Consider the following 23,048-nt stretch of genomic DNA (forward strand, 5'->3'; position numbering starts at 1 on the left):
GGCTGGGCCGGGCGGGCGCCGCTGTGGACCACCTCGAGCGCGTGGTCGCCGGCCCCGCGCACCACCCCGTGATCGCGGTCCACTGCGCGGCCGACCTGGTCGACGCGGCCGTCCAGGCCGACCTGCCCGGCGCCGCCGTCGAGCCGCTCGCCCTGCTGGAGCGGTGGGCAGGGAACACGCGCCAGCGCTGGGTGGGCGCGGTGGCGCTACGGTGCCGTGCGCTGATCGCGCCGGACGGCGAGGCGGAGCCGCTCTTCACCGGCGCGCTCGACCTGCACGGCCCGTCCCCGGCATCCTTCCAGCGGGCGAGGACCGAGCTCGCCTACGGGCAGTGGCTCCGCCGCATCAGGCGCAGGTCCGAAGCTCGCCCGCATCTACGGGCCGCGCGTGCCGCGTTCGAGCAGTTGGGCGTGATCCCCTGGGCGGAGCGCGCCACGGCCGAGCTGAGCGCGGCGGGAGAGGCGAGCCCGGCGGAGCCGCTGCCGGAAGCACTGCGCGGGCTGACGCCGCAGGAGCGGCACGTAGTGTTCCTCGCCGCGCAGGGGTCGTCCAACCGGGAGATCGCCGCCCGGCTCTTCCTCAGCCCGCGGACCGTCGGCTACCACCTCTACCGCGCCTTTCCCAAGCTGGGCATCACCTCCCGGACCGAGCTGGCGGATTTGCTGCGGCGATCCGGCAACGGGACGATCACGCCTGCTGCCGAAACGGCGAGGCCCGGTGTTCCGCTCGAAATGCGATTGACCACGCGATAAGAAAAGAAGCCCCAGGCATACACCAGGCGAACAACGGCGAGTACCTGTTCGACTCGGCAGCCGACGTCACGCCCGGCGCGGAGGACTCAGCCACGGGCCGCCTGCTGGTGCCCGCGCTGCTGTTCATCAGCCTGGTCGTCGCGGTGGTGGGCAGCGTCGGGGCGCCGCTGGGCCTCAGTCGTTCCGATATCCATGGCTCCACACGGCGAAAGAGCGGTGGTTCGTCCGGACGGTCGTGACTGGTCCAAGGATTGGCGGGTCAAGTGGTCCACTGGACAGGATGATTTCGGGCCTAGCATTTTGGACATGTTCAAAGATACAGAAGAGACGCAATTGTCTGGGTCACCCGTTACGTCATTGCTCTGCCAGGTCCCGCCCTTCCTTCCTGAAGGTGCGATGGTGGAGGTCGCGACGGTGGATGTACCGCCAGGCGGGGCGGGTGCCCCACCGCACCGGCATTCAGGGCCGGTCTTCGGTTACGTGACCGAAGGCGAGATGCTCTTTGAGCTGGAGGGCGAGTCGGAGCGGGTCATCGGTACGGGCGAGGCGTTCTGGGAGCCCGGCGGGGACGTCATCCACTACCAGGCCGCCAACAACCGGACCGATATACGGTGCCGCTTCGTGGTGATGATGATCTGCGCGCCAGGTGCGCCGATGCTCACGTTCGTGGACGAGGAGGAGCTGCGAGCACGCGCCCATCTGCGCGCTCCGCGGCCCGCGACCGCGAAGCCCGCCCGATAACAGGCTTCCCGGGCGACGCCGGCTGGTACGGCGGGGGATGGACGGCGGCAGCATGTTCGGGCCGGATCCTCATGCGCCGACGATCCGTCGAGAGAGCGCTTCTAGTGCGGCGGGCAACTCTTGCTCCACGATGATGTCCTCCATGGCGAGAGCGGACAGGAACCCGCTGGCCACGATTGCGTTCAGAGCATTGAGCAAGGGGCTCCAGAAGCCGTTGGCGTTCAGGAAACCCACTGGCTTGCGATGAAAGCCGAGCTGCCGCCAGGTCCACACCTCGAAGATCTCTTCTAGGGTTCCGAGCCCTCCGGGCAGGGCCAGAAAGGCATCGGCGTGGAGTCGGCGTTCTCTTCCACCCAATGGCAGCGTCGCGGCCCAGTTCACTGCACGACGGCGCGGCGACGACGCTTCGGGTCGGCCAGGACGGCGGCGCTGTAGCCCGCGTCGTCGGGGTTGAGGTCAGTTCCGGGCGCCACGATGCTGTCGATGCGGTCCAGTACGGCGGGCTCCAGGACGATGTCCGCGGCGCTGAGCTGGTCGTGCAGGTGCTCGGCGGTGCGCGGGCCGATGATCGCCGCGGAGACCGCTGGGTGCGTGGTGACGAACGCCAGCGCCAGCTGGATCAGCGTCAGGCCCGCCTCGTCGGCGATACCGGAGAGCTCGGTGGTGGCGTCGAGCTTGGCCTGGTTGGCCGGGATGGACAAGTCGTAGTGGGCGGACGTGTGGCGGAAGGGCATCGTCCGCGTGCGGTGGCTGGACGGGTCGGCCGCGTCGCGGCGCCAGCGGCCGGACAGCCAGCCCCCGGCCAGGGGGCTCCAGGCGATCACCCCCATCCGGTACGCCTCGCAGGTGGGCAGCACGTCGGCCTCGACGCCCCGGACCAGGAGTGAGTACGGCGGCTGTTCGCAGACGAAGCGCTCGCGTTGCCGTCGCTCGGCGGTCCACTGCGCCTGGACGATGGCCGATGGGGTGAACGTCGAGGACCCGGCGTAGCGGATCTTGCCTGTGCGGACGAGGTCGGAGAGCGCGCCCAAGGTCTCGTCGAGGTCGGTGGCGGGGTCGGGCCGGTGGACCTGGTACAGATCGATGTGATCGGTGCCCAGGCGGCGCAGGCTCTGCTCGCAGGCCCGGACGATCCAGCGCCGCGAGGCACCGCGCTCGTTGGGCCCGGGGCCCATGGGGCTCGACACCTTGGTTGCCAGGACGACGTCGTCGCGCCGTCCGGCGATCGCCTTTCCGACGATGACCTCGGACTCGCCGCCCGAATACAGGTCGGCCGTGTCGATGATGTTGACGCCCGCGTCGAGCGCCGTGCGGATGATGCCGATCGACTCGTCGTGATCGGGGTTGCCCCACTTGCCGAACATCATCGCGCCCAGGCACAGCGAGCTGACCTGGACTCCTGTACTACCCAGCGTGCGGTACTGCATGACCTGGCGGACGCCCTTTCGGGATCGAGGCGGTGTGATGGAACCGGCCGGTAGGCATCTGCTACCGTCCCGGATAATCGGAGCCGGGTCCGTTTACCCGCCGTCATGCTAAACGGAGCCGACTCCACATAGCAAGCCGAGAGGAAAGAGACGCATGCCTGATCCGTCCGGCAGGCCGATACGGGCCGACGCACGGGCCAACGAGGACAAGCTGCTCGCCGCGGCCGCCCTGGCCTTCGCGCGGGACGGTGCCGCCGCGACCCTGAAACAGATCGCGAAGGACGCGGGTGTCGGGATCGCCACCCTGTACCGACGCTTCCCGACCCGCGAGCAGCTCGTCGACGCCACCTACCGATACGAGACGGCCCGGCTCGCCGCCCGGACTGCGGACCTCCTCGGCGAGCTGCCCGCCGACCGGGCACTGCGGGCGTGGATGTCCGAGGTGCTGGACTACCTCGCCGCCAAGCACGGCATGGCCGACACGCTCAAGGCCCTCCTGCGGAGTGACGAAGGGCTGAGCTCGCAGACGCGCGAGCAACTGACCGGCGCGGTCGAGGAGTTCCGTCTCGCCGGGATCGCCCAGGGGGTGATCCGGGAGGACGTGCCCGCATCCGACATTCTCATGGCCCTGGCGGGCGCCACCCTCGTGACTGAGGCTGCCCACCAGCGGCCGCAGGCCGAACGGCTGCTCGACCTGTTGATGGACGGCCTCACCCGGGCGAACGGACGGCACTAGGACACGGAGCGGTCCGCGGCCGCTCAGAGGCTCTGGATAGCCCGGATGGACGGCCCCGCTCGATGGCTCTGCACCTGCGCGAGCAGGGCCTCAGCCTGCGCGACATCGACTGGGCGCTCCAGAGGCGATGCGTATTCTGGCAATGGTGCACGCGATCTACGAGTCGGCACGAAGGAAGGACGGCGACGCTGTGATCACCCGGTGGACGGAGCTGGGCAGGGAACGCTTGACGGAGATGCTGCCCGACTCGCTCGTGGTGCTGCCGGTGGGCGCGGTCGAGCAGCACGGGCCGCACCTGCCCACGTGGACCGACGCGCTGCTCGTCACCACCGTGGTGGAGCGGGCGCTCCAAGCCACGTCGGCGCGGACGGTGCTCGCGCCGACGGTGATGACCGGGGCCTCCGACCACCACCTGCCCTTCGGCGGCACATTGTCGCTGCGTCCTGAGACGCTGCTGGCCGTGCTGCTGGATCTGGCCAGGAGCGTGGCCGAGTGCGGCGGGCGCAGGCTGGTGCTGGTCAACGGGCACGGCGGCAACCGGGGCGTATGCACGGACGCGGCGTCGGCGGCAGTGGTGCGTTACGGACTGTCCACCGCCTACCTGAACTACTGGGACATGGCGGGGGAGACGCCCGGGCACGCGGGCGTCTTGGAGACCAGCGCGGTGCTGGCCCTCCGACCCGACCTGGTCCAGGAGCTGCCGGACCGGACCGCCCCCGCGATCCCACAGGTCCCGAACGTGCTCGTGCAGCCGGCCACGTTCTGGCGCGACGTCAACGGCTACGTCGAAGACCCGTCCCGCGCCACAGCGGCCCAGGGCGAGAAGTGGCTGGAGGCCGCGGTCACCACTCTGGCCGCGCGACTGTCCGATCTGGAGCACGTGCTATGACCAGCCCTGTGGCGCTCGGCGGCAGCGGGCGATCCGCGGACCCAGAAGGCCACCGGGGCCTCCATTCCGAGCGAGGTTCGATCTTGCTGTATCAAGGAGGTTCCACGATCGCGTACGACGTCTGAGAGATCCGTGACACTCAGTGAAGAACTGCTCAACCTGCTTCGCGGGCCGAGCGTCTGCTACCTCGCCACCACGATGACCGACGGCTCGCCGCAGGTGACCCAGACCTGGGTGGACACCGACGGAGAGCACGTGCTGATCAACAGCGTGCAGACCCACCTGAAGACCAGGAACATCGAGCGGGACCCGCGAGTGGCGATCGCAGTCTCCTCCCCGGAGAACCCCTCGCACTACGTCCAGGTGCGCGGCCGGGTGATCGACATCACCACGAAGGGCGCGGTCGACCACATCGAGAAGCTCTCCCACAAGTACACGGGCAAGCCATATCCCTGGTACGGGGGCCGTGATCAAGTCCGAGTGATCTTCGTCATCGAGCCGATTAGCGTCAGCGGCACTCGGTGACACGACACACTCCTACGGCGTGTACTTCTTGACCTGCGACGCATCGCCGATCCCCGGCCCAGCCCGCCAGGCGACGGCCCGCGTCGAACGGCTGCCCGACGCGGCCGACGCCCGCGCCCGGCTGCTACATCTCACCGGGGAAGGCAGGAGCCGGCCGCCCAGGCATTTCGAAGGTGAGCCCAGCGGGTCAGGGGGCCTTCACCACCGCGTCGATCTCCACCACGCTGCCGTAGGGCAGCTCGGACACCCCGACGACGGTGCGGGCCGGCCTGGGTTCGGGCCAGAGGTCGAGGAACTGCTGGTTGGCCACATCGCGCAGCGCGATGTCCGTGACGAAGTAGGTCAGCTTCACCACGTCCTCCAGCCGTGCCCCCACCGTGGCCATGCGCCGCCGCATGGTGTCGACCGCCGCGTCCAGCGCCGCCCGCCCGCCGGCCACCACGGTGCCGTCCTCCCGCAGCGGCAGCGAGCCGGACACGAAGACCAGCCCGGCCGCGACCACCGCGGGGCTGTACGGGTGGCGGGGATCAGTGGCCATGGAGAGCCTCCTGGCGGGTGGGTTCGGTCAGTACGTCCGCCAGCAGCTGCGGATTCACCGAACCGCCGCTGAGGATGGCCACATGTCTTCCGGCCGTCTCCCCGGCGAGATAGGCCGCGAAGGTGACCGCACCGCTCGGCTCGGCAACGAGCCGAGCGTCCAGGGCCAGGCGCCGTACGGCGTCCAGGGTCTGCTCCTCGCTGACGGTCACGATCCCGTCGAGGTGGCGGCGGATCTGCTCCCACGGCACCACGCCGAGGACGTTGGTGCGCAGCCCGTCGGCCACGGTCCGGTACGTCTGCTCCGGCTCCCACGCGACGCGCCGGCCTTCGCGCAGGCTCTGGGCCGCGTCCGAGGCCAGCTCCGGTTCCACCCCGATCACCAGGGTCCGCGGTCGCAGCGCCTTGACGGCGGTCGCCACCCCGGCCGCCAGCCCTCCCCCGCTGACCGGGACCAGCACCACGTCGGCGTCGGGCAGGTCTTCCATGATCTCCAGGCCCACGGTGCCCTGGCCGGCCACGACCGCCGCATCGTCGAACGGCGGCACCGGCAGGTAGCCGTGCTGCTCGGCGAGCACGAACCCGTGGGTGTCCCGGAGAGCCGGTGGCACCAGCACGACTTCGGCGCCCAGCGACCGTACGATGTCGATCTTGTTCGGCGGCGCGGTGTCGGGCATCACGATCACGGCGCGCAGCCCGAGTCGCTGCGCCAGCCAGGCCACCGAGCGGGCGTGGTTGCCGCTGGAGTGCGCGACCACCCCGCGTTCCCGGGCTTCCGGCAGCAGTTGCTTGATCTTGTTGTAGGCGCCGCGCAGTTTGAAGGCCGCCGTCGGCTGCAGCGACTCGGGCTTGATCCACAGTGGTCGTCCGGGATCCGCCGGGGCGAACGGCACCAGCGGGGTGCGTACCACCGTGTCGGAGATCCGGTCGGCGGCGGCGCGGATGTCCGCCAGCGTCACCTGCTCGGTCATGCCAGCCTTCCCTTCACGGCCCTGCCGGGCCTCGCGTCCTGCAGCAGTTCGCCATCGCGCACCACGAATTCGCCGCCCACGAGCAGGTGGTCGACGCCGGTCGAGGGGCGCCCCGGCTCGGCGTAGGTCGACCGGTCCGAGACCGCGTCGAGGTCGAACAGCACGAGGTCGGCGTCCGCGCCGGCCTGCACCCGGCCCTTGTGCCGGAACTGCGGCGCCACCGAGGACAGCACCTCGGCGGGCTGGAGCGTGCACCGCCGTACCGCCTCGATCAGGGTCAGGTGGCCGGGGCCCCGCACCATCGTCGCGAGGAACCGGGAGAACGTACCGCTCGTGCGTGGGTGACCAGTCGCTCCGGGAGGCAGCGGCCAGGCGTCGGTGATCAGCCGGCCGTCCGGGCCGGCGAACGGGATCGCGTCGGAGGCGACCGCGGTGTCGGGCAGCAGCAGGGCGCGTTCCAGCACCGACCAGTCCGCCGGGTCGTCCTCGTCCAGGTAGTGGATGGCGACCATGGCGCCCGGGTCGGTGCGCTGGATCTCGCGCAGCCGCTCGGCATTTGCCGGCCGCTCGCCGGTGGCGGCGATCACCAGGTCGCTCGGCGTGATGCCGAGCTCGGGCAGGTTCTCTGGGGACAGGAACGGCACGCCGACGGTGGTCATGCCCGCGCCGTACGGGTAGGCCTCGGTGGATACCCTCAGCCCGTGCCGGCGCGCGCCGGAGACCACCGCGCCGATCTCGTCGATGGCGCGCAGCGAGGTGCTGTTGATGTGGCACAGGTGCATGTGCGCGCCGGTGCCGGCCGCCGCGGCGACCACCTCGGCGATCCCCTCCAGCGCGGTGTGCGGGTCGTCGGGGTTCTTGAACCTGGCATGGGTGTACGTGGGCACGTCGTAGCGCTCGGCCAGGCGGGCGACCTGGACGTACTCCTTCCGCCCGGTCTGCGGGGCGTAGCCGAGCAGCACCCCGATGCCCAGCGCGCCCTCGTGCAGCTGGGCCTCCAGCTCAGCCAGCACCAGGTCGATCTGGGCAGGGGTGGCCCGGTCCCGCCAGCGCGGGCCGCCGCACAGGGCGGCGAAGCTCTCCCACCCGCCGTCCGGCTCGGCGCCGTCGAACACCTTCATCCTCGCCATGGCCCAGGAGGCTGAGTAGCCGAAGTTGATCGGCCGGCCCTCGTCACTCGCGCGCTGGTACGCCACCCGCACCGGGGCCGCGCCCGATTCGAGTTCCAGGGCTGTGGTCACTCCGTCCAGGGCCTGCATCCGCAGCGAGCCGACGGTCTGCGCGTGACTGTGCAGGTCGATGAAGCCCGGCGCGAGCACACGGCCGGACACGTCGACTTCGCGCCGGGCGGGCACCGGATCCTCCGACACTGATGTGATCTTGTCGCCCGTGATGGCGACGTGGCGGACGGCGTCCAGCCCCGTCTCCGGATCCACCACGCGGGCGCCGCGCAAGAGTAGGTCATTCACACAGGAATCATCGCGATCCGGCTCAATCTACGCCTACACTGCCCGAATCCGACATGATTGGAGCTCGAACACCGTGGAATCCGTCATGCTGCGCGAGAACGACCTGGAGTTGATAGACGCGCTCCAGATCAATCCCCGGGCTTCCTGGGCCGAGGTCGGCGACGTGCTGGGCATGGACCCGGTCACCGCGGCCCGGCGCTGGAAACGGCTGACCGACGACCGGCTCGCGTGGTGCACGGTCGCCCTGGGGCAGCGCCAGCTGCACACCATGAGCGTGGCGTTCCTGGAGCTGACCTGCGAAGCCGGGGCGGCCGGCGAGGTCGCCGCGGAGCTGGCACAACAGCCGCACATGATCACGGTGCAGCACATCGCGGGTTCGTACGACCTGTGGACGATCGCGATCGCCCCAGATCTGGCCGCTCTGTCCGAATACCTGCTGCACCAGTTGCCCAGGCAACCCGGGGTGACCCGGGTGCGCACGCACATCGCGACCCGGGCGTTCGACCTGAGCATGCGGTGGCGGCTGCGGGTGCTGAACGCGCACCAGGCCGCCCGCCTGCATCCGGAGCAGAGCACCCCCGCAGCGACGCGGCCGATGGACGAGATCGACCGCCGCCTGTTCGTCGCGCTGAGCGTGGACGGGCGGCGTAGTTTCGCCGAGCTTGAAGCCGAGCTCGGGTTGTCCGCGCGGACGGTGCAGCGCCGGATCAACCGGCTGGTCGCGGTGGGCGACATCACCTTCCGCTGCGACCTGGCCAGGCGGCTGGCGGGCTGGCACGACTCGGCGGTGTTGTGGCTGGCGATGCCGGACGACCACCTGGAGAGCACCGGCGAGCAGCTCCTGCGCTGGCCCGAGACGCGTACCTGTGCGGCCATCGCCGGCCCCAACAACCTGCTGCTCACCGTGGGCCTGCACGGTGTGGCCGACCTGCACGAGCTGGTCACCCGGCTGCGCCACGAGTTCCCGCACGCCACGATCGTGGACCGGCAGATGGTGCTCCGCCAGGTCAAGCTGTACGGGAGGGTGCTCGACCCGGTCGGCCGCTGGTCCTCGACGACGCCGCTGGACCTGTGGGCGCTCGGCTCCGGGGGACGGTGATGAGCGGCCGCTGTTTCAGCGATGTGAAAGGCTGCTTGTCGATATGACCAGTACGTGCACAAATACCGGTCCATACGACGGTTTCCGGCGATAGATCGCCCGATATGACTGCGCTGCCCATACTTTCGCCAATCACATGCCGACGAGAGCCACCCCAGGCGGCGCGAAGGATCCCCTCATGCTGAAGACCGGGCAACCAACGACCCTTGACCGGGTGCTGGGCGGAGTGGAACGACTGGGCAACAGGCTGCCCAGCCCGTTCGTCATGTTCGTCGGCCTGTTCGTCGTGATCGCGCTCGCCTCGTGGGTCGCGCAGGCCCTCGGCGCCACGGTGCAACTGCCCGGCGCGGCCGAGGCGACGCCGGTCAAGAGCGTGCTCTCCGGCGAGGGACTGGTCGAGCTGCTCGACTCGGCGGTGGACAACTTCGTGGAATTCCCGGCGCTCGGCCCCGTGCTGACCGTTGTGCTCGGGGTGGGCGTGGCGCAGGGCACCGGCGCATTGGAGGCCGCCGTACGCCTGGCGTTCTATCGCGTGCCCCGCTCCCTGGTGCCGTACGTGGTGGCGTTCGTCGCCTGTCAGGGACACGTCATGTCGGATGCGTCGTTCCTGGTCATCCCGCCGCTGGCGGCCCTGGTGTTCAGCGCTGTCGGCCGCCATCCGCTCGCCGGCCTCATCGGCGCCTACGCCTGCACCGCCACCGGGTACGCCGGCGGTCTGCTGCTGGGCACACTGGACGCGAGCTTGGCCGGCATCACCGAGAAGGCCGCCGCGCTGCTCCCGGGAACCGGCGGCTACGCCACCAACATCGCGATGAACTACTACTTCGGCGCCGCGGCCGGCGTGATCCTGCCGATCGTCGGCGGGCTGCTGATCTCCCGGGTGCTCGAACCGAGGCTGCCGGCGTGGCGTCCCGGTCAGGGCGACGCGAGGGTCGAGGTGACGCCGCGGGAACGGCGCGCGCTGCTGGTCAGCGGGCTCGTGGTGGCCGGCTTCGTAGCGCTGATCGTGCTGGCCTGGCTGATCCCGGGCAGCCCGCTGCGCGACCCGGACGGCTCGCTGGTCCCCTCGCCGCTGCTGAGCAACCTGGTGCCGATCATCGCGCTGGTGTTCTTCCTGTTCGGCTACACCTACGGCCGAGTAGTCGGGCTGGCCAAGGAGGACCGCGACGTCTCCAAGATGATGACCACGGCGATCAAGGAGATGGCCGGGTTCATCACGCTCATCTTCATCGTGGCCCAGACGCTCAGCGTGCTCTCGTGGAGCGGGCTGGCCACGTTCCTCGCGGTGAAGCTGGCGGACACCGCGCAGGCCGTCGGGCTCGTCGGATTTCCCGCGCTGGTCTTCCTCGTACTGTTGTCCACTGTGCTGAACCTGGTGATCACCTCGGGCTCCGGCCTGTGGTCGCTGGAGTCGACGGTGATGGTGCCGGCGCTCATGCTGCTCGGCCTGTCCCCGGCGATCATCCAGGCCACCCACCGCATCGGCGACTCGATCACCCAGGCGGTCTCCCCCATGCACATCTTCCTGTACTTCATCCTGGCCGCATCGCAGAAGTACGAGCCCGACCTCAAGCTCGGCACGCTGGTGTCCCGGCTGTTGCCGTTCGTACCCGCGTTCGGTCTGGTGTGGGTCGGCGTGCTGGCCATCTTCTACTTCGCCGGTCTGCCGGTCGGCCCCGGCGCGTCCATCCACCTGCCCTGATCGACGCCCAGCCGGTGACGCGCGTCCCTCAATCCTCTCCTTGAGTTCCTGTCACAGCTTGCCGAGCTGCGCTGTCAGAGGGTGTAACCACTGACAACGACAAGGAGTGCACCGACATGCACGCCAAGGACGCCGCGCACGCCGCCCTGGAGCTCACGGAGCAGCGCACCCGCATCGCCGACGCGGCCGGTGGTGTCACGGACGAGGCCTGGGCGACCCGCCGGCGACTACCAGCCGGGCCAGTTCGGAGAACGAGGAGTACCTGGCAGGTGGAAGTTGAGATCGCCTGATGCAGGCCTTCCTCCACACGGTGGGGGTATCGGTCGGCTGCGTCCTGGCCCTCGCCCCGGCCCTGCTGCCCTCCCCACGTCCCACCAGGAGGTGGCCGCACGTCGTCATGGCGCTCGGCATGGCGGCCGGGCATCTGGGTGGCTTGTTCCTCTCCGTCGCGGTGCTCGCGCTGCTGACCGCCGGCTCGGCGGGTTCCTGCGCCGCGCTGGCGTACAGGCGGCCGTGGATCGTGTAGACGTGCATTTGCCGATAATGTCATCCGAACAGGTCATGCGGCTTACCCAGCCGCCTCCGGCGTGCGCCCGATGCGACTCTCAAAAGGCGCGGATGGCGGGAAATGATCACTTGTGCTCTTCCACCTGGGCGGACTTCCTGCGCTCCCAAGCTGACGACCTGCTGAACACCTGACGACCGAGGCGAACCGATGATCGGCACCGCAAGCGAGTCTCAGATAACGGCCACAGGCCGCCTGCTGGTGCCCACGCTGATGTTCATCGCCCTGGTCGTCGCGGTGGTGGGCAGCCTCGGGGCGCCGCTGATCACCGCGGTGGCGGGTGAGTTCGGTGTCTCGCTGGCCGCTGCGCAATGGACGCTCACCGCCCCGCTGCTGGTGGGCGCAATCGCCACCCCAGTCCTCGGGCGTCTTGGCACCGGGCCGCGCAGACGCCAGGTCATCCTCGCCACGCTCGCCGTAGTGGTGGCCGGCAGTCTGTTGACCGTGGTTCCACCGTCGTTCGGCTGGCTGCTGGCCGGGCGGGTCGCCCAGGGCGCCAGCCTGGGCCTGGGCGCGCTGATGATGGGCGTCGCCCGCGACCACCTGCCGGAGCAGCGCTCCGGTGCGACGATCGCGCTGCTGTCGGTGGCGTCCACCGTCGGCATCGGCGTCGGCTACCCGCTGGCCGGACTCCTGACGGACGTATCTGGGCTACGGGCGGCGTACGGGCTCGGCCTGCTGATCGCCGCGGCCGCGCTGGCCGCGGCCTGGTGGGCGGTGCCGCAGCCGCCACCGGGCCGGTCTGCGGCGGTCGATGTGCCCGGGGCCGCGTTCCTCGGCGCCGGCCTCGTCACTTTGTCGCTGGCGATGAGCCAGACCACCCTGTGGACCGAGAACCCGGCGCTCGCCGCCGCCCTGCCGGCCGCCGCGGCCGTGCTGCTGGCAATGTGGGTGCGCCGCGAACGCCGGTGTGCCGCCCCGCTAGTGGATCTCGCCCTGTTGCGGCACCCCGCGGTGGCCGGCGCCAACGTGACCATGCTCCTCGGCGGCATCGGCATGTACCTGTTGCTGGCCCTGGTCACCCGCTACGTGCAGACGCCCGAGTCGGCCGGATACGGCTTCGGCGTGGACGTCTTCATCGCAGGGTCGGTGCTCGTGCCGTTCTCGGCGCTGGGTTTTGCGGGCGGCAAGCTGGTACCCCGGTTGCGCAAACGGCTTCAGGCCACGACGGTGCTGGCCGCTGGGGGCGGCGTGGTCCTGGCGGCGCTGGTGGTGTTCGCGCTCGCCCGCGGCCAGTTGTGGCTGGCGTTCGCCGTGATGGGCCTGCTCGGACTGGGCGTCGGTGTCTTCTCCGCCGCGATGCCGGTCGCGATCCTGGCCGCCACCCCGCCGGAAGAGACGTCCAGCGCGATGAGCTTCAACCAGGTCGTGCGCAGCGTCGGCTTCTCCATCGGCAGCGCGCTCGGCGGCCTGGTGCTCGCCGCCCACACCGGCACCGGCGCCACCTTCCCCACCGAGGCCGGCTACACCACCGCCGCCTGGGCCGGGGCGGCCGCGATGGCCGTGACGGTTCTGATCAGCCTGGTGCTGCGACACGCCGCCAAGGCACGTCTGTCCTGATGACGACCCATTGGCGGCTGGATGATTAATCGGCACCCACACCAGCAGTCGTCAACGCCCACCGTCGAGCTGCGGCAGCACCTCGGCTGCGATCAAATCCAGGTGAAGGTGCTGTCGCCCCGTTCCTCTAGCCGCGCCACCGGGCCAGGTCCGCCATGGCTTGCTCCAACCGGTCGACCGGGCACGAGCTGAACCGCAGCGAGGTCTCCGCTATGTGGGCCAGGGCCGCTACATCGAGGTCGAGCCAGCGCCTGACCAGGTCGTACTCCTCGACAAGGGTGCTGCCGCAGAACAGCGGGCAGTCGCTGTTGACGGTCACCGGCACGCCGGCGTCCATGAGCGCGGGTAGTGGATGCTCGGCCAAGGACGGGCTGACCTGCAACTCGATGTTCGAGGAGGGGCACACGTCGAGGCACACCTGCCGCTCGGCCAGCTCCGCGACCAGGGCCGGGTCCTCGACAGCCCTGATCCCGTGGTTCACCCTGCGCGCGCCGAGCATCTCCACGCAGGCGCGCACGCTGTCGGCGCCCGCCCCCTCGCCGCCGTGCGGAACGGCGGCCAGGCCGGCATCTCTGGCATGAGTGAACACGCCGGCGAAGGCCGCGGCAGGGAAGCGTGCCTCGTCACCGGCCAGACCGAACCCCACCACGCCCTGGTCGCGATAGGCGACGGCGAGGGCCAGGGAGCGTTCGGCCTGGTCCAAGGGCAGGCCACGGTTCACGCCCACGATGACGCCCGCGCCGCTCGCCGCGGACGAGCCGGACCTCAGCCCGTCGAGCACCGCCTCCAGCACACCCTCGGCGGGACCGAGCCTGCCCGCGTACGTTGGCGGTATCACGTGCACCTCGGTCCAGACGACGCCCTGGGCGGCGGCGTCCTCGACCAGCTCGCGGGCGACCCGATGCAGGTCGTCCAGACTGCCGATGAGGTCGCGGGCACGCTCATAAGCCACCACGAACTCGCTCAACCCGTTGAACGGCCCACCCGGCGGGGCGGGCAGGCCGTACCGGTCAGCCAGCTCGGCGGCGGTGGAAGGGCGGATCGCGCCTTCCAGGTGCAGGTGCAGCTCCGCTTTGGGGAGCGTGTGCAGATTCACTCGTGCCCCAGGTAGACGGTCTTGCTCCAGGTGTAGAAGTCGAGCGCGGCCGTTCCCTGCTCTCTGAAGGTGTTGGATGAGGAGTCCTTCACCCCGCCGAAGGGCACGTTCAGGTCCAGGCCCGTGGTCGGGCGGTTGACCTTGACGACGCCGACCTGGGCGTGCGCGGCGAAGTGGTGGGCGGCGGTCAGGTCGCGGGTGCAGATGCCCGCGGTCAGGCCGTACCTGGAGTCGTTGACCCGGGCCAGCCCTTCTTCGTAGGAGTCCACGCCCAGCACGGCCACGACAGGTCCGAAGATCTCGTCGCGGACCACCGACGAGGTGTGGGCCAGGCCGGTCAGCACGGTCGGCCGGAGGAACTGCCCCGAAGGGACGTCGCCGCCCGTGAGGACCGTGGCGCCCTCGGCGCGGGCCACGTCGATCGCGGACACGTCCACGGCCAGCTGCTGCTCGCTCACCACCGGCCCCATGGTGAACGCCTCGGCTTCCTTGGCCAGCGCAGTGAGGAAGGCCTCCATGATCCCGGGCGTGCAGTACACCCGTGAGGTCGCCGTGCAGGCCTGCCCGGTGAGGCTGAACGCGCTCGCGGCGACGACCTTCGCGGCTGCCAAGGGGTCGGCGTCGTCCAGGATGAGGTAGGCGTTCTTGCCGCCCATCTCCAGCTGCACCCGGGCCCTGCGCTCGCTGAGGATCGTGTGCAGGCCGAGGCCCACGCGGGTCGAGCCGGTGAAGGAGAGCGCCGCCACCCGCGGGTCCCTGGCGAGCGCGTCGCCGGCGACAGAGCCCGTGCCGTGTACGACGTTCAGCACTCCTGCGGGCAGCCCCGCCTCGACCAGGGCATTGCTCAGGTGAGCGACGGACAGCGGGGTGAGCTCGGCGGGCTTGATGACCACCGCGTTGCCGCTCACCAGGGCGGGGGCCATCTTCCACGCGGGGATCGCGATCGGGAAGTTCCACGGGGTGATGAGCGCGGCCACGCCGACAGGCTCGCGCCTGGTGAAGATCGTGGTGCCCGGCATCGCGCTCGGCAGCACCTCGCCCGAGGCCTGCCAGGCCAGCGAGCCGAAGAAGCGCAGCACGTCGATGGCGCGGCGGACCTCGCCCGTCGCCTCGGCGAGGGTCTTGCCCTCCTCGCGGCTCAGGTCCTCGGCTACCTGAGAGTGGCGGGAACGCAGCAGGTCGGCGGCGTCGAGCAGGATCGCGCCCCGCGCCGGCGCGGGCAGTGCCGCCCACGCGCCTTGCGCCTGCTCGGCCGCCGAGACAGCAGCGTGCACGGCCGAGGCGTCGGAGGCGGGTGTCACAGCGACGATCTCACCGGGGTTGGCGGGATTGTGCCTGGCGAGTTCGGGATCGCCAACCCGTTCGCCGCCGATGAGGTTCTGGACAGTCGTCACGACAGCTCCAATCAGAGGGTTCGGACAAGGCCGCCGTCGCAGCGCAGCGCGGTGCCCGTGACGTAGGAGGCGGGCTCGCCGCAGAGGAAGGCGGCGACCTGGCCGAACTCCTCCGGCCTGCCGTACCTTCCCGCGGGAATGGTGGCGCGCGAGGCCGCCTCCACCTCGGCCACGGACGTGCCCGCGCGCCCGGCGGCGGCCGCGTCGAGCTGGGCGACCCGGTCGGTGGCGATGCGGCCCGGCAGCAGCAGGTTGACGGTGACACCGTCGGCGGCCACCTCTGCGGCCAGCGTCTTGAGGTACCCGGCGAGCGCTGCCCTGCCCAGGTTGGACATCGCGAGGTTCGGCAGCGGGGCGACGATGCCGCTCGACCCGATGGCCAGGATGCGACCCCACCCCCTGGCCCGCATGCCGGGCAGAGTCAGCGAGATCAGCCGCTGGTGCGGCCGGACGAGTGCGTCGACAGCCGCCGTCACGTCGTCGCAGGTCGCGTCGGCGGCCGGACCCGGCCGTGGGCCTGGGCCGTTGAGTACGAGGATGTCGACCTGTCCTGCGGCGGCCACCAGGCGCTCAACACCGTCAGCGGACAGCAGGTCGGCCTCGATGCCGATCGCGTCGGGCAGTTCGGCGGCGATCTCGCGGGCCCGCCGGCCTCTGCGCCCCGCCACCACGACGCGGGTGCCCTCGGCGGCCAGCGCCCTGGCGGTGGCTTCGCCGAGGCCACCGGTGGATGCGCAGACCAGCGCGGTCCTGCCCTTCAGCCCGAGATCCATCAGCGCACCGCCGCAAGGTGCCGCACGAGTTGCTCGTGCAGTGACTCGGGCAGGGACGCGGCCGGTGGCCGTACCGAGGACTCCAGGAAGAGGCCGCGCCGGCGCAGGCACTCCTTGCGGATGGCCAGCGCGATCCTGGCCTGCTGCTCGAAGTTCACCAGCGGCAGGTAGGGCAGCCACGCGTCCCTGGCGGCCTCGTACCCGCCCTCGCGCCAGCCATCGACGCAGGCGATGAGCCCTTCGGGGAAGGAGAACCCGGTCATCGCGCCCGCCGCGCCGCAGGCCAGCTCGTCCAGCAGACCCAGCCCGCCGAGCCCGCCGAAGACGGGGACGTCCAGCGCGGCCGTCAGCGTAGCCACGGCCACCGGCGTGGGCGGCGCCTCCGCCTTCACCGCTACCACGAACGGCAGGTCGCGCAGCGCCGTCACCAGTGCGTCAGGGCTGATGCTCACGCCGCTGACCAGCGGATAATCCTGCACGACCAGCCCTGCGCCGGTCGCCTCGTGGACGGCCCGCAGATGCCGGGCGAGGACGTGCGGGTTCGGCGAGTTCACCTGCACCATCACGCCCGCGAGGCGGTCGCCGGCCACCTGCTGGGCCAGGCGCACCTCCTCGACGACCGGCGCGGTGCCCAGCGAGGTCGCTCCCACCACCAGAGGCAGCTCGACGGCGTCGACCACGGTCTCCAGTGCGGCGCGGCGCTCTTCGGTGGACAGCTGCGCCGCCTCGCCGAAGACGCCGAGCACCGTCAGCCCGGTGACCCCCACCCGCTCGTAGTGCTCGACGAGCCTGGCCAGGCTCTGCTCGTCGAGGTCGAAGGTAGATCCGGTGAACGGCGTCGCGACGACACCCCATACGCCCGGCTGCAGCATCACTGTCCCTTCCAAATAGGCTTGCGCTTCTCCTGGAAGGCCAGGACGCCTTCCTTGCTGTCCTCGCTGTCCAGGGCCTCCATCAGGGCGGGCAGCCGTACGGCCCGCGCTTCCTGGCTGGTCAGGTGGGCAGTGCGCTGCACCATCTGCTTGACCGCGCGCAGCGAGGACGGGGAACAGGCCAGGATGTCGGCCACCCACCGATCCACGGCTGCGTCCAGCTCGCTCGACGGGGCCACCTCGTTGACCAGCCCCATCCGCTCCAGTTCGGCGGCACGAGCGCGCCGTCCGGTGAGCAGCAGCCCCATGGCCTGGTTGTACGGCAGGCGGCGCACCAGCTGGGTGACGCCGCCGTCCAGCGCGATGCGTCCCACACGCGGCTCGGTCAGCCCGAACTGCGCGTGCTCGGCGGCCACCACGATGTCGCAGCCCAGCACCATCTCCATGCCGCCGCCGAACGCGTAGCCGTTCACCCTGGCGATCACCGGCACGTCGAGTGTGGTGCGCAGCGAAAGGCCGCCGAACCCGTTGGGATCGAGATCGGCCCAGTACTCGAGCCCGGTCTTGTCGATCGCGTCGGCGGACATGTCGGCGCCTACGCAGAAGGACTTCTCCCCCGCGCCGGTCACCACCACGACGCGCACGTCGCGGTCGGCCTCGATGCACTCCCAGATCTCGCAGAGCGTCCGGTGGGTCTTGTCGTCCACGGCGTTGAGGACCTGCGGGCGGTCGATGGTGACCCGCGCGACGTGGTCGATGACCTCGAAGTGCACGGTCATCGCAGAACTCCCGCCGCGACGAGGGCCTCGATCTGCTCGGCCGAGTAGCCGTGCTCGGCCAGGACCTCGGCGTTGTGCTCGCCCAGGCGCGGCGGCGCGTGCCGTACCTCGTAAGGCGAGGACGACAGCCTGATCGGCGCGGCCAAGGCCCTGACCACGCCCGCCACCGGGTGGTCCATCTCCAGGATCATCTGATTGACCACGGTCTGCTCGTCTGCCAGCGCCTGCTCCATCGTGCGGACCGGCGCGCACAGGATGTCCTGTGCCTCCAGACGCTTGATCCAGTGGTCAGTGGTATTAGTGGCGAACCGCTCACGGAAGATCGCCTGCAGCTGCGGGCGATGGGCGAACTGTGCCTGCTGGGTCGAGAACTCCTCTCGCTGCGAGAGGTCCTCCTCCAGCTCCAGGGCCTCGGAGACGTCGCGCAGCGGGTTCTCCTTGAACGCGCCGACCATGCAGACTGCGCCGTCGCTGGTGGTGAAGACGCCGCTCAGCGGCATCGACGCCCAGTTGATCTCATAGCCGCGGTTGAGCTGCATGCAGGCTTCCTGCATCTGCATGTGGAGCATGGAGTCGTACATCGTGACCTCGACCTTCTGCCCCTCTCCCGTCAGGTCGCGCGTCCGCAGGGCGAGCAGGATGCCCTGCATGAGGTGCATGCCCGTGGTGTAGTCGGCCAGCGTGGTCGGGTAGACCGACAGCGGCAGGTCGGGTGACTCGCGCCGCCACATCACGCCGGAGTATGCCTGCGCGATGACATCCTGCCCGCCCTTGTGGCTGTAGGGGCCCTCAGGACCGAAGCCGGTGCCCGACGCCCAGATGATGCGCGGATTCAGCTCGCGCAGCCGCTCGTAGCCGAAGCCCAGGCGCTCCATGACGCCGGACCTGAAGTTGCTGACCACGACGTCGGCATCCTTGACCAGCCGGTATATGACCTCCTTGCCCTCCTCACGGCGCGTGTCGATGCTGACGCTGCGTTTGTTGCGATTGATGGACAGGAAGATCGGGTTGTCCAAGCCGTCGCGGTCGGGGATGGAGGTTCTGGACAGGTCCCCCACGCGGGGCCGCTCGATCTTGATCACGTCGGCGCCGTAGTCGCCGAGCAGTTGAGTACAGCTCGGCCCCATGTAGACCTGCGTGAAATCGACGACGGTGATTCCTTCGAGCGGCTTCATGCCTCGACCTCCGCGTTGGGGGCTGGGACGTCTCCGGGATCGGCGCCCTGGGCGCGCATCCCATGCTGGATGGCGGCGGGATCGACCTGCCGTACCGTCACGCCCTTGTCGACGGCCAGCGCCCCGGCCACGCCGGCCGCCTGCCCCATCGCCATGCACGGCGGGATCTCCCGGGAGATCCGCTGCGCGTCCGGCGTGGCCGAGTAGTGGCGGCCCGCGACCAGGAGCTGGTCCACCTGGCGGGGCAGCAGCGCGCGGTAAGGGGTGTAGTAGTCGCGGCCACGGGCGACGGAGTCGGCGAAGTGCCGCCGGGTGGTGATGTCGTCTTTGGTCACGACGTACTCACCCCGCAGCAGGCGTGTCTGCCGGACGCCCATCTGCTCGGCGACGTCGAGCAGATAGCAGTTCTCGAAGCCGGGCAGATTCTGTCTTACTTCATCGACCGCTGCGGCGATGCGTGCCCTGGCCTCGAACTCCGCCTGGGTCAGCGACTCCGGGTCCACCCCGTCAAATCCAGACATATGTGGACAATTACACCAGACGACGCCTGGGATCGGTGTCTTCAGCCACCACAGCTCCCACGCGCCGCCGAGCAGTCGCTTGATCTTGCGGTTGATCGCCCTGGCCTCGCGCGGGTTCTCCTGCTCGAATCGCTCGGCAGCCGCGGTGTCCACGCCACCGAGCCTGAACACGAGCGTGGTGAGGTAGCTGTCGTGCGCGTACTCCGCGCCCGAGCGGGCCGCGACGTCGATGTCGCCGGTCGTGTCGATGACCACGTCGGCCATGATGGCCTGGGGACCCGCCTTGGTCTCGGCCACCACCCCCCGCAGCCTGCCCTCGTCCACGATCGGCTGGGAGAACCACGAGTGCAACCGCAGGTGCACCCCTGCCTCACGGACCAGGTCGTTGGAGACGCGCTTCCACCCGTCGGGGTCGAAGGCGACGGCGTAGCAGATCGGCTTGGGGCTCTTGTGGGAGTGGAAGTCGAAGGCGCCCCAGCGGCCCCACTTGTTCCACATCTCCACCGAGCTGACCCGTTCATGCTCAGGCGGGTAGACGGCCAGGCCGAGCTTGGCCATCCGGTCCACGTACTCCGAGACCAGGCCGGTGACAGTGATCTCCTGGCCGTTGACCATGTCGTCGAGCACCAGGACCATGCCGCCGGCGGCGAGTCCGCCGAGCGCGGCGTACCTCTCCAGCAGGGTGACCTCGGCGCCGGCGCGGGCGGCGGCGACAGCGGCGCTGACGCCGGCGGGGCCGCCTCCCACCACGACGATGTCGCTGCGGCGCACCACGGGGGCGCGCAACTCGTCGGAGGTGACCTTGAGATCAGACAATTGCATCAGGGAATTCCTCACTCACCCGCATAGGTACCGGTGGACCTGCGCGCGGCCAGGTAGAGCACGACACTGATCAGGGAGAGCACTGCCGTATAGGTGGGGAACAACCACGTCGTGTTCTGGCTCTGCAGCCAGATCATCACGTACGACGCGGTGCCGCCGAAGAGCGCGACTCCGATGCCGTACCCGAGGGCGACGCCGGTGGCGCGGCTGTGCTTCGGCATCAGCGACGTCGCGACGAGGTTGTAGAGGGTCATGTTGAGCACGAGCACCACCGACCCGCTGAGGAGCACGCCGACCAGCCCGCCCAGGCCGGGCTCGGTGTACAGGAGCATGAGGAACACCGAGGGGACGGCGAGCAGCCGGGTGACGATGAACGTGCGGGACAGTTTGGCCCGGTCGGCGAGCCAGCCGGTCACCAGAGAGCCGACGATCATCACGACGCCGAGCGCGGTGGAGGCGGCGAAGACTCCGGTCGGGTCTTCCTTGAACGTGCTGCGTGCGAGGTTCGGCAGGCCGACGGTCCAGGCGTAGTTGTAGGCCTGCGCGGCGCCGACCACGAAGATCATCGCAATCAGGGCGAGCCAGTGCTTGCCCACCCCGCGCCACACCGTGGACGCCGAGCCCTCGGCGCGCTCACTCTCGTGCAGCGTCTCCGGCAGGGAGCGGCGCAGGTAGAGCACGACCATGCCCATCACCGCGCCTACCACGAAGGGGATCCGCCAGCCCCAGTCCTGCATGGTCGCGCCGCCGACCGCCAGGCTGACGAAAAAGCTCACCAGCGACGCGAGCAGGATACCGAGGTTGACGTAGAAGCTGATGTAGCCCGCGGCGCGCGCTTCGCGCCCCTTCGGGGTGACCTCCACGGCGTACGCGGTGGACAGCGGCGCCTCGATGCCGGTGGAGATGCCCTGGACCAGGCGGCAGACCAGCAGGATCACACCGGACCACACGCCGATCGAGTCGTAGGTCGGCGTAACCGCGATCACCAGGGTGGTAGCTGCCATCAGCGTGACCGACAGCAGCATGACCGTGCGCCGGCCGATGCGGTCGGCGACGGTGCCGAGCAGCACCCCGCCCAGCGGCCGTACGGCGAAGCCGACCGCGAAAACCGCCAGCGCGCTGAGCGTCGCGGCGACGGGGTCGTGAGAGGGGAAGAAGTGAGGGCCGATGTAGGCCGAAACCAGTCCGAAGAGCATCCAGTCGTACCACTCGAGGGTGTTGCCGAGGCCGAGGCCGAGCATCGCCTTGCGGGTGGTGACCGAATCGTTGGCAGGGGAGGTCGAAGTGATGGTTGCGGACATGGCGATCCGCCTTTCATGGGGGGAACCCGACCGAGGTCACCAAGTTGGTGGGGTGATCACCCAGATCGCTGTGCAGACCTCGTCGCTGGAATTGGCGTACCAGTGCGGGATGGTGGACGGGTATCGAATGGCGTCGCCGGGCCCGAGCTCGTACTTGACCCCGTCCAGGTACACATCCTTGTGCCCGGACAGGACAATCCCCACCTCTTCCCCGTTGTGCCGGAAGGGTGTGGCACTGGTGTCATGACCGGGACGGGTCTCGACCCAGGTCACCTCCAGTGCGCCGTTGAGGTCGGGGACGAGCAGCTCGAAGACGGCGTCGTCGTCGACACCGTGACCACCGAGACGCCGCCGTTCCGACCTGCGGACAAGCGGCGAGCGGTGCTCCTTCTGAACCTGGAACAACATCCCGACCGGGATGCCTAGCCCGTGCGCCAACTGGACCAGCGTGGAGAACGAGGGATTGGCCAGCCCGCGCTCCACCTGGCTGATGATCCCCGTGCTCAACCCTGACAGCTCAGACAGCCGATCAAGGGTGAAACCCCGCTCCTTGCGCAGGGAGCGGACACGGGTTCCGACGGCACCGAGCATCGCGGCCACAGACTCGGGGATGCCGTCGTTCGTCATGGCTTCATCTTAATGTGGCTGCCTTCAGCGTCAATACGATGATGAAGATTTTCAGGATAATGAAACACGCGGGAAACACGCAGCGACGCAGCAGACGTATCAATGCGGGCCGGCATCGGGCGGCCGGCCCAGTCCGGCCTGGACGAGTCGACGGGGCATGGCCACCGTCGCGGCGCCGCGGGCGCCGACGACCGACGGCGCGGGTCAGTGTGCTCCGGCGGCGCGGAGCAGGGCGGCCACTTCGGTCTGGCCTTTGGCGGTGGCGTGGGCGAGCGGGGTGATGCCGTCGTGGTCGGCGAGGTCCACGTCGGCGCCCGCGGCGATGAGCAGGCGGACGATCTCCTGGTACGGTCTGCCCCCGTCGCCGAGGATGACGGCCTCCAGCAGGCCGGTCCAGCCGAGGTCGTTGACGTGGTCGACGTTGATGCCGGTCTTCAGCACCTCGCGGACGTAGTCCACGTGCCCGCGCTCGCAGGCGGGGATGAGGGAGACGCCTCCGTAGCGGTTGCGTACAGTCAGGTCCGGCTCGGCCGGGAGGAGGGTCCTGAGCATCGCGACACTTCCCGTGACCCCCGTGACCAGCCAGGGAGTGTCGTGCCGGAAGTCCTGTGCGTTGGGGTCGGCACCGGCCGCGACCAGTACTTTGGCCACCTCGACATGGTCGGCCGCCGCGGCGAGAAGCAGGGCCGTGCGGCGTTGCCTGTCGCGGGCCTCG

At 69.9% G+C, this 23,048-nt stretch carries 25 protein-coding genes; 10 read left to right on the plus strand and 15 right to left on the minus strand.

Annotated features, from left to right (window positions below; all coding sequences use genetic code 11):
- Together AB0J09_RS25230 and AB0J09_RS25235 are read left to right on the plus strand one after the other, a co-directional pair.
- Nucleotides 1-752, plus strand: a 752-nt coding sequence (locus AB0J09_RS25230) for a helix-turn-helix transcriptional regulator (RefSeq protein ID WP_360695686.1), incomplete at its 5' end; no start/stop codon positions are given.
- 396 nt (nt 753-1,148) lie between these two features.
- Nucleotides 1,149-1,493 (plus strand): cupin domain-containing protein, encoded by a 345-nt coding sequence (locus AB0J09_RS25235; RefSeq protein WP_360695689.1) that lies wholly within the window; start codon nt 1,149-1,151, stop codon nt 1,491-1,493.
- A 69-nt stretch (nt 1,494-1,562) separates the two neighbouring features.
- Here AB0J09_RS25235 and AB0J09_RS25240 read toward each other — a convergent pair whose 3' ends face one another.
- Both AB0J09_RS25240 and AB0J09_RS25245 read right to left on the minus strand, forming a co-directional pair.
- Nucleotides 1,563-1,874: an LOG family protein gene (locus AB0J09_RS25240; protein WP_360695692.1), complete on the minus strand. Its 312-nt coding sequence runs from the start codon at nt 1,872-1,874 to the stop codon at nt 1,563-1,565.
- Complete coding sequence (locus AB0J09_RS25245) at nt 1,871-2,920, minus strand: aldo/keto reductase (RefSeq protein WP_360695695.1); 1,050 nt, start codon at nt 2,918-2,920, stop codon at nt 1,871-1,873. The genes AB0J09_RS25240 and AB0J09_RS25245 overlap by 4 nt, the downstream gene beginning before the upstream one ends.
- Before the next feature lie 154 nt (nt 2,921-3,074).
- On the opposite strand from AB0J09_RS25245, the gene AB0J09_RS25250 reads away from it, so the two are divergent.
- From AB0J09_RS25250 to AB0J09_RS25260, 3 genes are all read left to right on the plus strand, one after another.
- A complete protein-coding gene (locus tag AB0J09_RS25250) occupies nt 3,075-3,656 on the plus strand; it encodes a helix-turn-helix domain-containing protein (RefSeq protein WP_360695698.1) in 582 nt (193 codons plus the stop codon).
- Between the two features lie 127 nt (nt 3,657-3,783).
- Nucleotides 3,784-4,545, plus strand: a complete 762-nt coding sequence (locus AB0J09_RS25255; protein ID WP_360695700.1) for a creatininase family protein — start codon at nt 3,784-3,786, stop codon at nt 4,543-4,545.
- 132 nt (nt 4,546-4,677) lie between these two features.
- The gene (locus AB0J09_RS25260; protein ID WP_360695704.1) at nt 4,678-5,070 is read left to right on the plus strand and encodes a TIGR03618 family F420-dependent PPOX class oxidoreductase; all 393 of its coding nucleotides are present in this window, start codon (nt 4,678-4,680) and stop codon (nt 5,068-5,070) included.
- 187 nt (nt 5,071-5,257) lie between these two features.
- On the opposite strand, the gene AB0J09_RS25265 is transcribed toward AB0J09_RS25260, so the two are convergent.
- From AB0J09_RS25265 to AB0J09_RS25275, 3 genes are read right to left on the minus strand one after another with little or no spacing between them, the layout of a single operon-like run.
- The gene (locus AB0J09_RS25265) at nt 5,258-5,608 is read right to left on the minus strand and encodes a RidA family protein (protein WP_360695707.1); all 351 of its coding nucleotides are present in this window, start codon (nt 5,606-5,608) and stop codon (nt 5,258-5,260) included.
- The gene (locus tag AB0J09_RS25270; protein WP_360695709.1) at nt 5,598-6,578 is read right to left on the minus strand and encodes a threonine/serine dehydratase; all 981 of its coding nucleotides are present in this window, start codon (nt 6,576-6,578) and stop codon (nt 5,598-5,600) included. Before AB0J09_RS25270 ends, AB0J09_RS25265 begins: the two co-directional genes overlap by 11 nt.
- Nucleotides 6,575-8,047 carry an amidohydrolase family protein gene (locus AB0J09_RS25275; RefSeq protein ID WP_360695712.1) on the minus strand — a complete coding sequence of 491 codons (1,473 nt, stop codon included), beginning with the start codon at nt 8,045-8,047 and terminating at the stop codon, nt 6,575-6,577. Before AB0J09_RS25275 ends, AB0J09_RS25270 begins: the two co-directional genes overlap by 4 nt.
- A gap of 73 nt (nt 8,048-8,120) precedes the next feature.
- Here AB0J09_RS25275 and AB0J09_RS25280 point away from each other — a divergent pair, with 73 nt between their 5' ends.
- The 5 genes from AB0J09_RS25280 (at nt 8,121) to AB0J09_RS25300 (ending at nt 12,973) form a co-directional block, all read left to right on the plus strand.
- Nucleotides 8,121-9,146 carry an Lrp/AsnC family transcriptional regulator gene (locus AB0J09_RS25280; RefSeq protein WP_360695715.1) on the plus strand — a complete coding sequence of 342 codons (1,026 nt, stop codon included), beginning with the start codon at nt 8,121-8,123 and terminating at the stop codon, nt 9,144-9,146.
- A 178-nt stretch (nt 9,147-9,324) separates the two neighbouring features.
- The gene (locus AB0J09_RS25285) at nt 9,325-10,848 is read left to right on the plus strand and encodes an AbgT family transporter (protein WP_360695718.1); all 1,524 of its coding nucleotides are present in this window, start codon (nt 9,325-9,327) and stop codon (nt 10,846-10,848) included.
- A gap of 116 nt (nt 10,849-10,964) precedes the next feature.
- On the plus strand, nt 10,965-11,138 hold the full coding sequence (locus AB0J09_RS25290) for a hypothetical protein (protein WP_360695721.1): 174 nt from the start codon (nt 10,965-10,967) through the stop codon (nt 11,136-11,138).
- On the plus strand, nt 11,138-11,374 hold the full coding sequence (locus AB0J09_RS25295; RefSeq protein ID WP_360695724.1) for a hypothetical protein: 237 nt from the start codon (nt 11,138-11,140) through the stop codon (nt 11,372-11,374). The genes AB0J09_RS25290 and AB0J09_RS25295 overlap by 1 nt, the downstream gene beginning before the upstream one ends.
- Nucleotides 11,375-11,563: 189 nt before the next feature.
- Nucleotides 11,564-12,973: an MFS transporter gene (locus tag AB0J09_RS25300; protein WP_360695727.1), complete on the plus strand. Its 1,410-nt coding sequence runs from the start codon at nt 11,564-11,566 to the stop codon at nt 12,971-12,973.
- Between the two features lie 127 nt (nt 12,974-13,100).
- On the opposite strand, the gene add is transcribed toward AB0J09_RS25300, so the two are convergent.
- The 10 genes from add to AB0J09_RS25350 all read right to left on the minus strand — a co-directional run.
- The gene (add, locus tag AB0J09_RS25305) at nt 13,101-14,069 is read right to left on the minus strand and encodes an adenosine deaminase (protein WP_360695730.1); all 969 of its coding nucleotides are present in this window, start codon (nt 14,067-14,069) and stop codon (nt 13,101-13,103) included.
- Complete coding sequence (locus AB0J09_RS25310; RefSeq protein WP_360695733.1) at nt 14,066-15,463, minus strand: aldehyde dehydrogenase family protein; 1,398 nt, start codon at nt 15,461-15,463, stop codon at nt 14,066-14,068. Before AB0J09_RS25310 ends, add begins: the two co-directional genes overlap by 4 nt.
- 11 nt (nt 15,464-15,474) lie before the next feature.
- Nucleotides 15,475-16,236 carry an SDR family oxidoreductase gene (locus AB0J09_RS25315; RefSeq protein ID WP_360695736.1) on the minus strand — a complete coding sequence of 254 codons (762 nt, stop codon included), beginning with the start codon at nt 16,234-16,236 and terminating at the stop codon, nt 15,475-15,477.
- Nucleotides 16,236-17,108, minus strand: a complete 873-nt coding sequence (locus AB0J09_RS25320; RefSeq protein WP_360695739.1) for a dihydrodipicolinate synthase family protein — start codon at nt 17,106-17,108, stop codon at nt 16,236-16,238. Before AB0J09_RS25320 ends, AB0J09_RS25315 begins: the two co-directional genes overlap by 1 nt.
- Entirely contained in the window at nt 17,108-17,887 is a 780-nt protein-coding gene (locus AB0J09_RS25325) for an enoyl-CoA hydratase-related protein (RefSeq protein ID WP_360695743.1), read from the minus strand. The genes AB0J09_RS25320 and AB0J09_RS25325 overlap by 1 nt, the downstream gene beginning before the upstream one ends.
- Entirely contained in the window at nt 17,884-19,062 is a 1,179-nt protein-coding gene (locus AB0J09_RS25330; protein WP_360695746.1) for a CaiB/BaiF CoA-transferase family protein, read from the minus strand. Before AB0J09_RS25330 ends, AB0J09_RS25325 begins: the two co-directional genes overlap by 4 nt.
- Nucleotides 19,059-20,405: an FAD-dependent oxidoreductase gene (locus AB0J09_RS25335; protein WP_360695749.1), complete on the minus strand. Its 1,347-nt coding sequence runs from the start codon at nt 20,403-20,405 to the stop codon at nt 19,059-19,061. The genes AB0J09_RS25330 and AB0J09_RS25335 overlap by 4 nt, the downstream gene beginning before the upstream one ends.
- A gap of 11 nt (nt 20,406-20,416) precedes the next feature.
- Entirely contained in the window at nt 20,417-21,706 is a 1,290-nt protein-coding gene (locus AB0J09_RS25340) for an MFS transporter (protein ID WP_360695752.1), read from the minus strand.
- A gap of 36 nt (nt 21,707-21,742) precedes the next feature.
- Nucleotides 21,743-22,333: a cupin domain-containing protein gene (locus AB0J09_RS25345; protein WP_360695755.1), complete on the minus strand. Its 591-nt coding sequence runs from the start codon at nt 22,331-22,333 to the stop codon at nt 21,743-21,745.
- Nucleotides 22,334-22,537: 204 nt separating this feature from the next.
- Nucleotides 22,538-23,048, minus strand: a 511-nt coding sequence (locus AB0J09_RS25350) for an ankyrin repeat domain-containing protein (protein ID WP_360695757.1), incomplete at its 5' end; no start/stop codon positions are given.

The sequence above is a fragment of the Nonomuraea sp. NPDC049784 genome (assembly GCF_040659615.1).
Taxonomy (GTDB): domain Bacteria; phylum Actinomycetota; class Actinomycetes; order Streptosporangiales; family Streptosporangiaceae; genus Nonomuraea.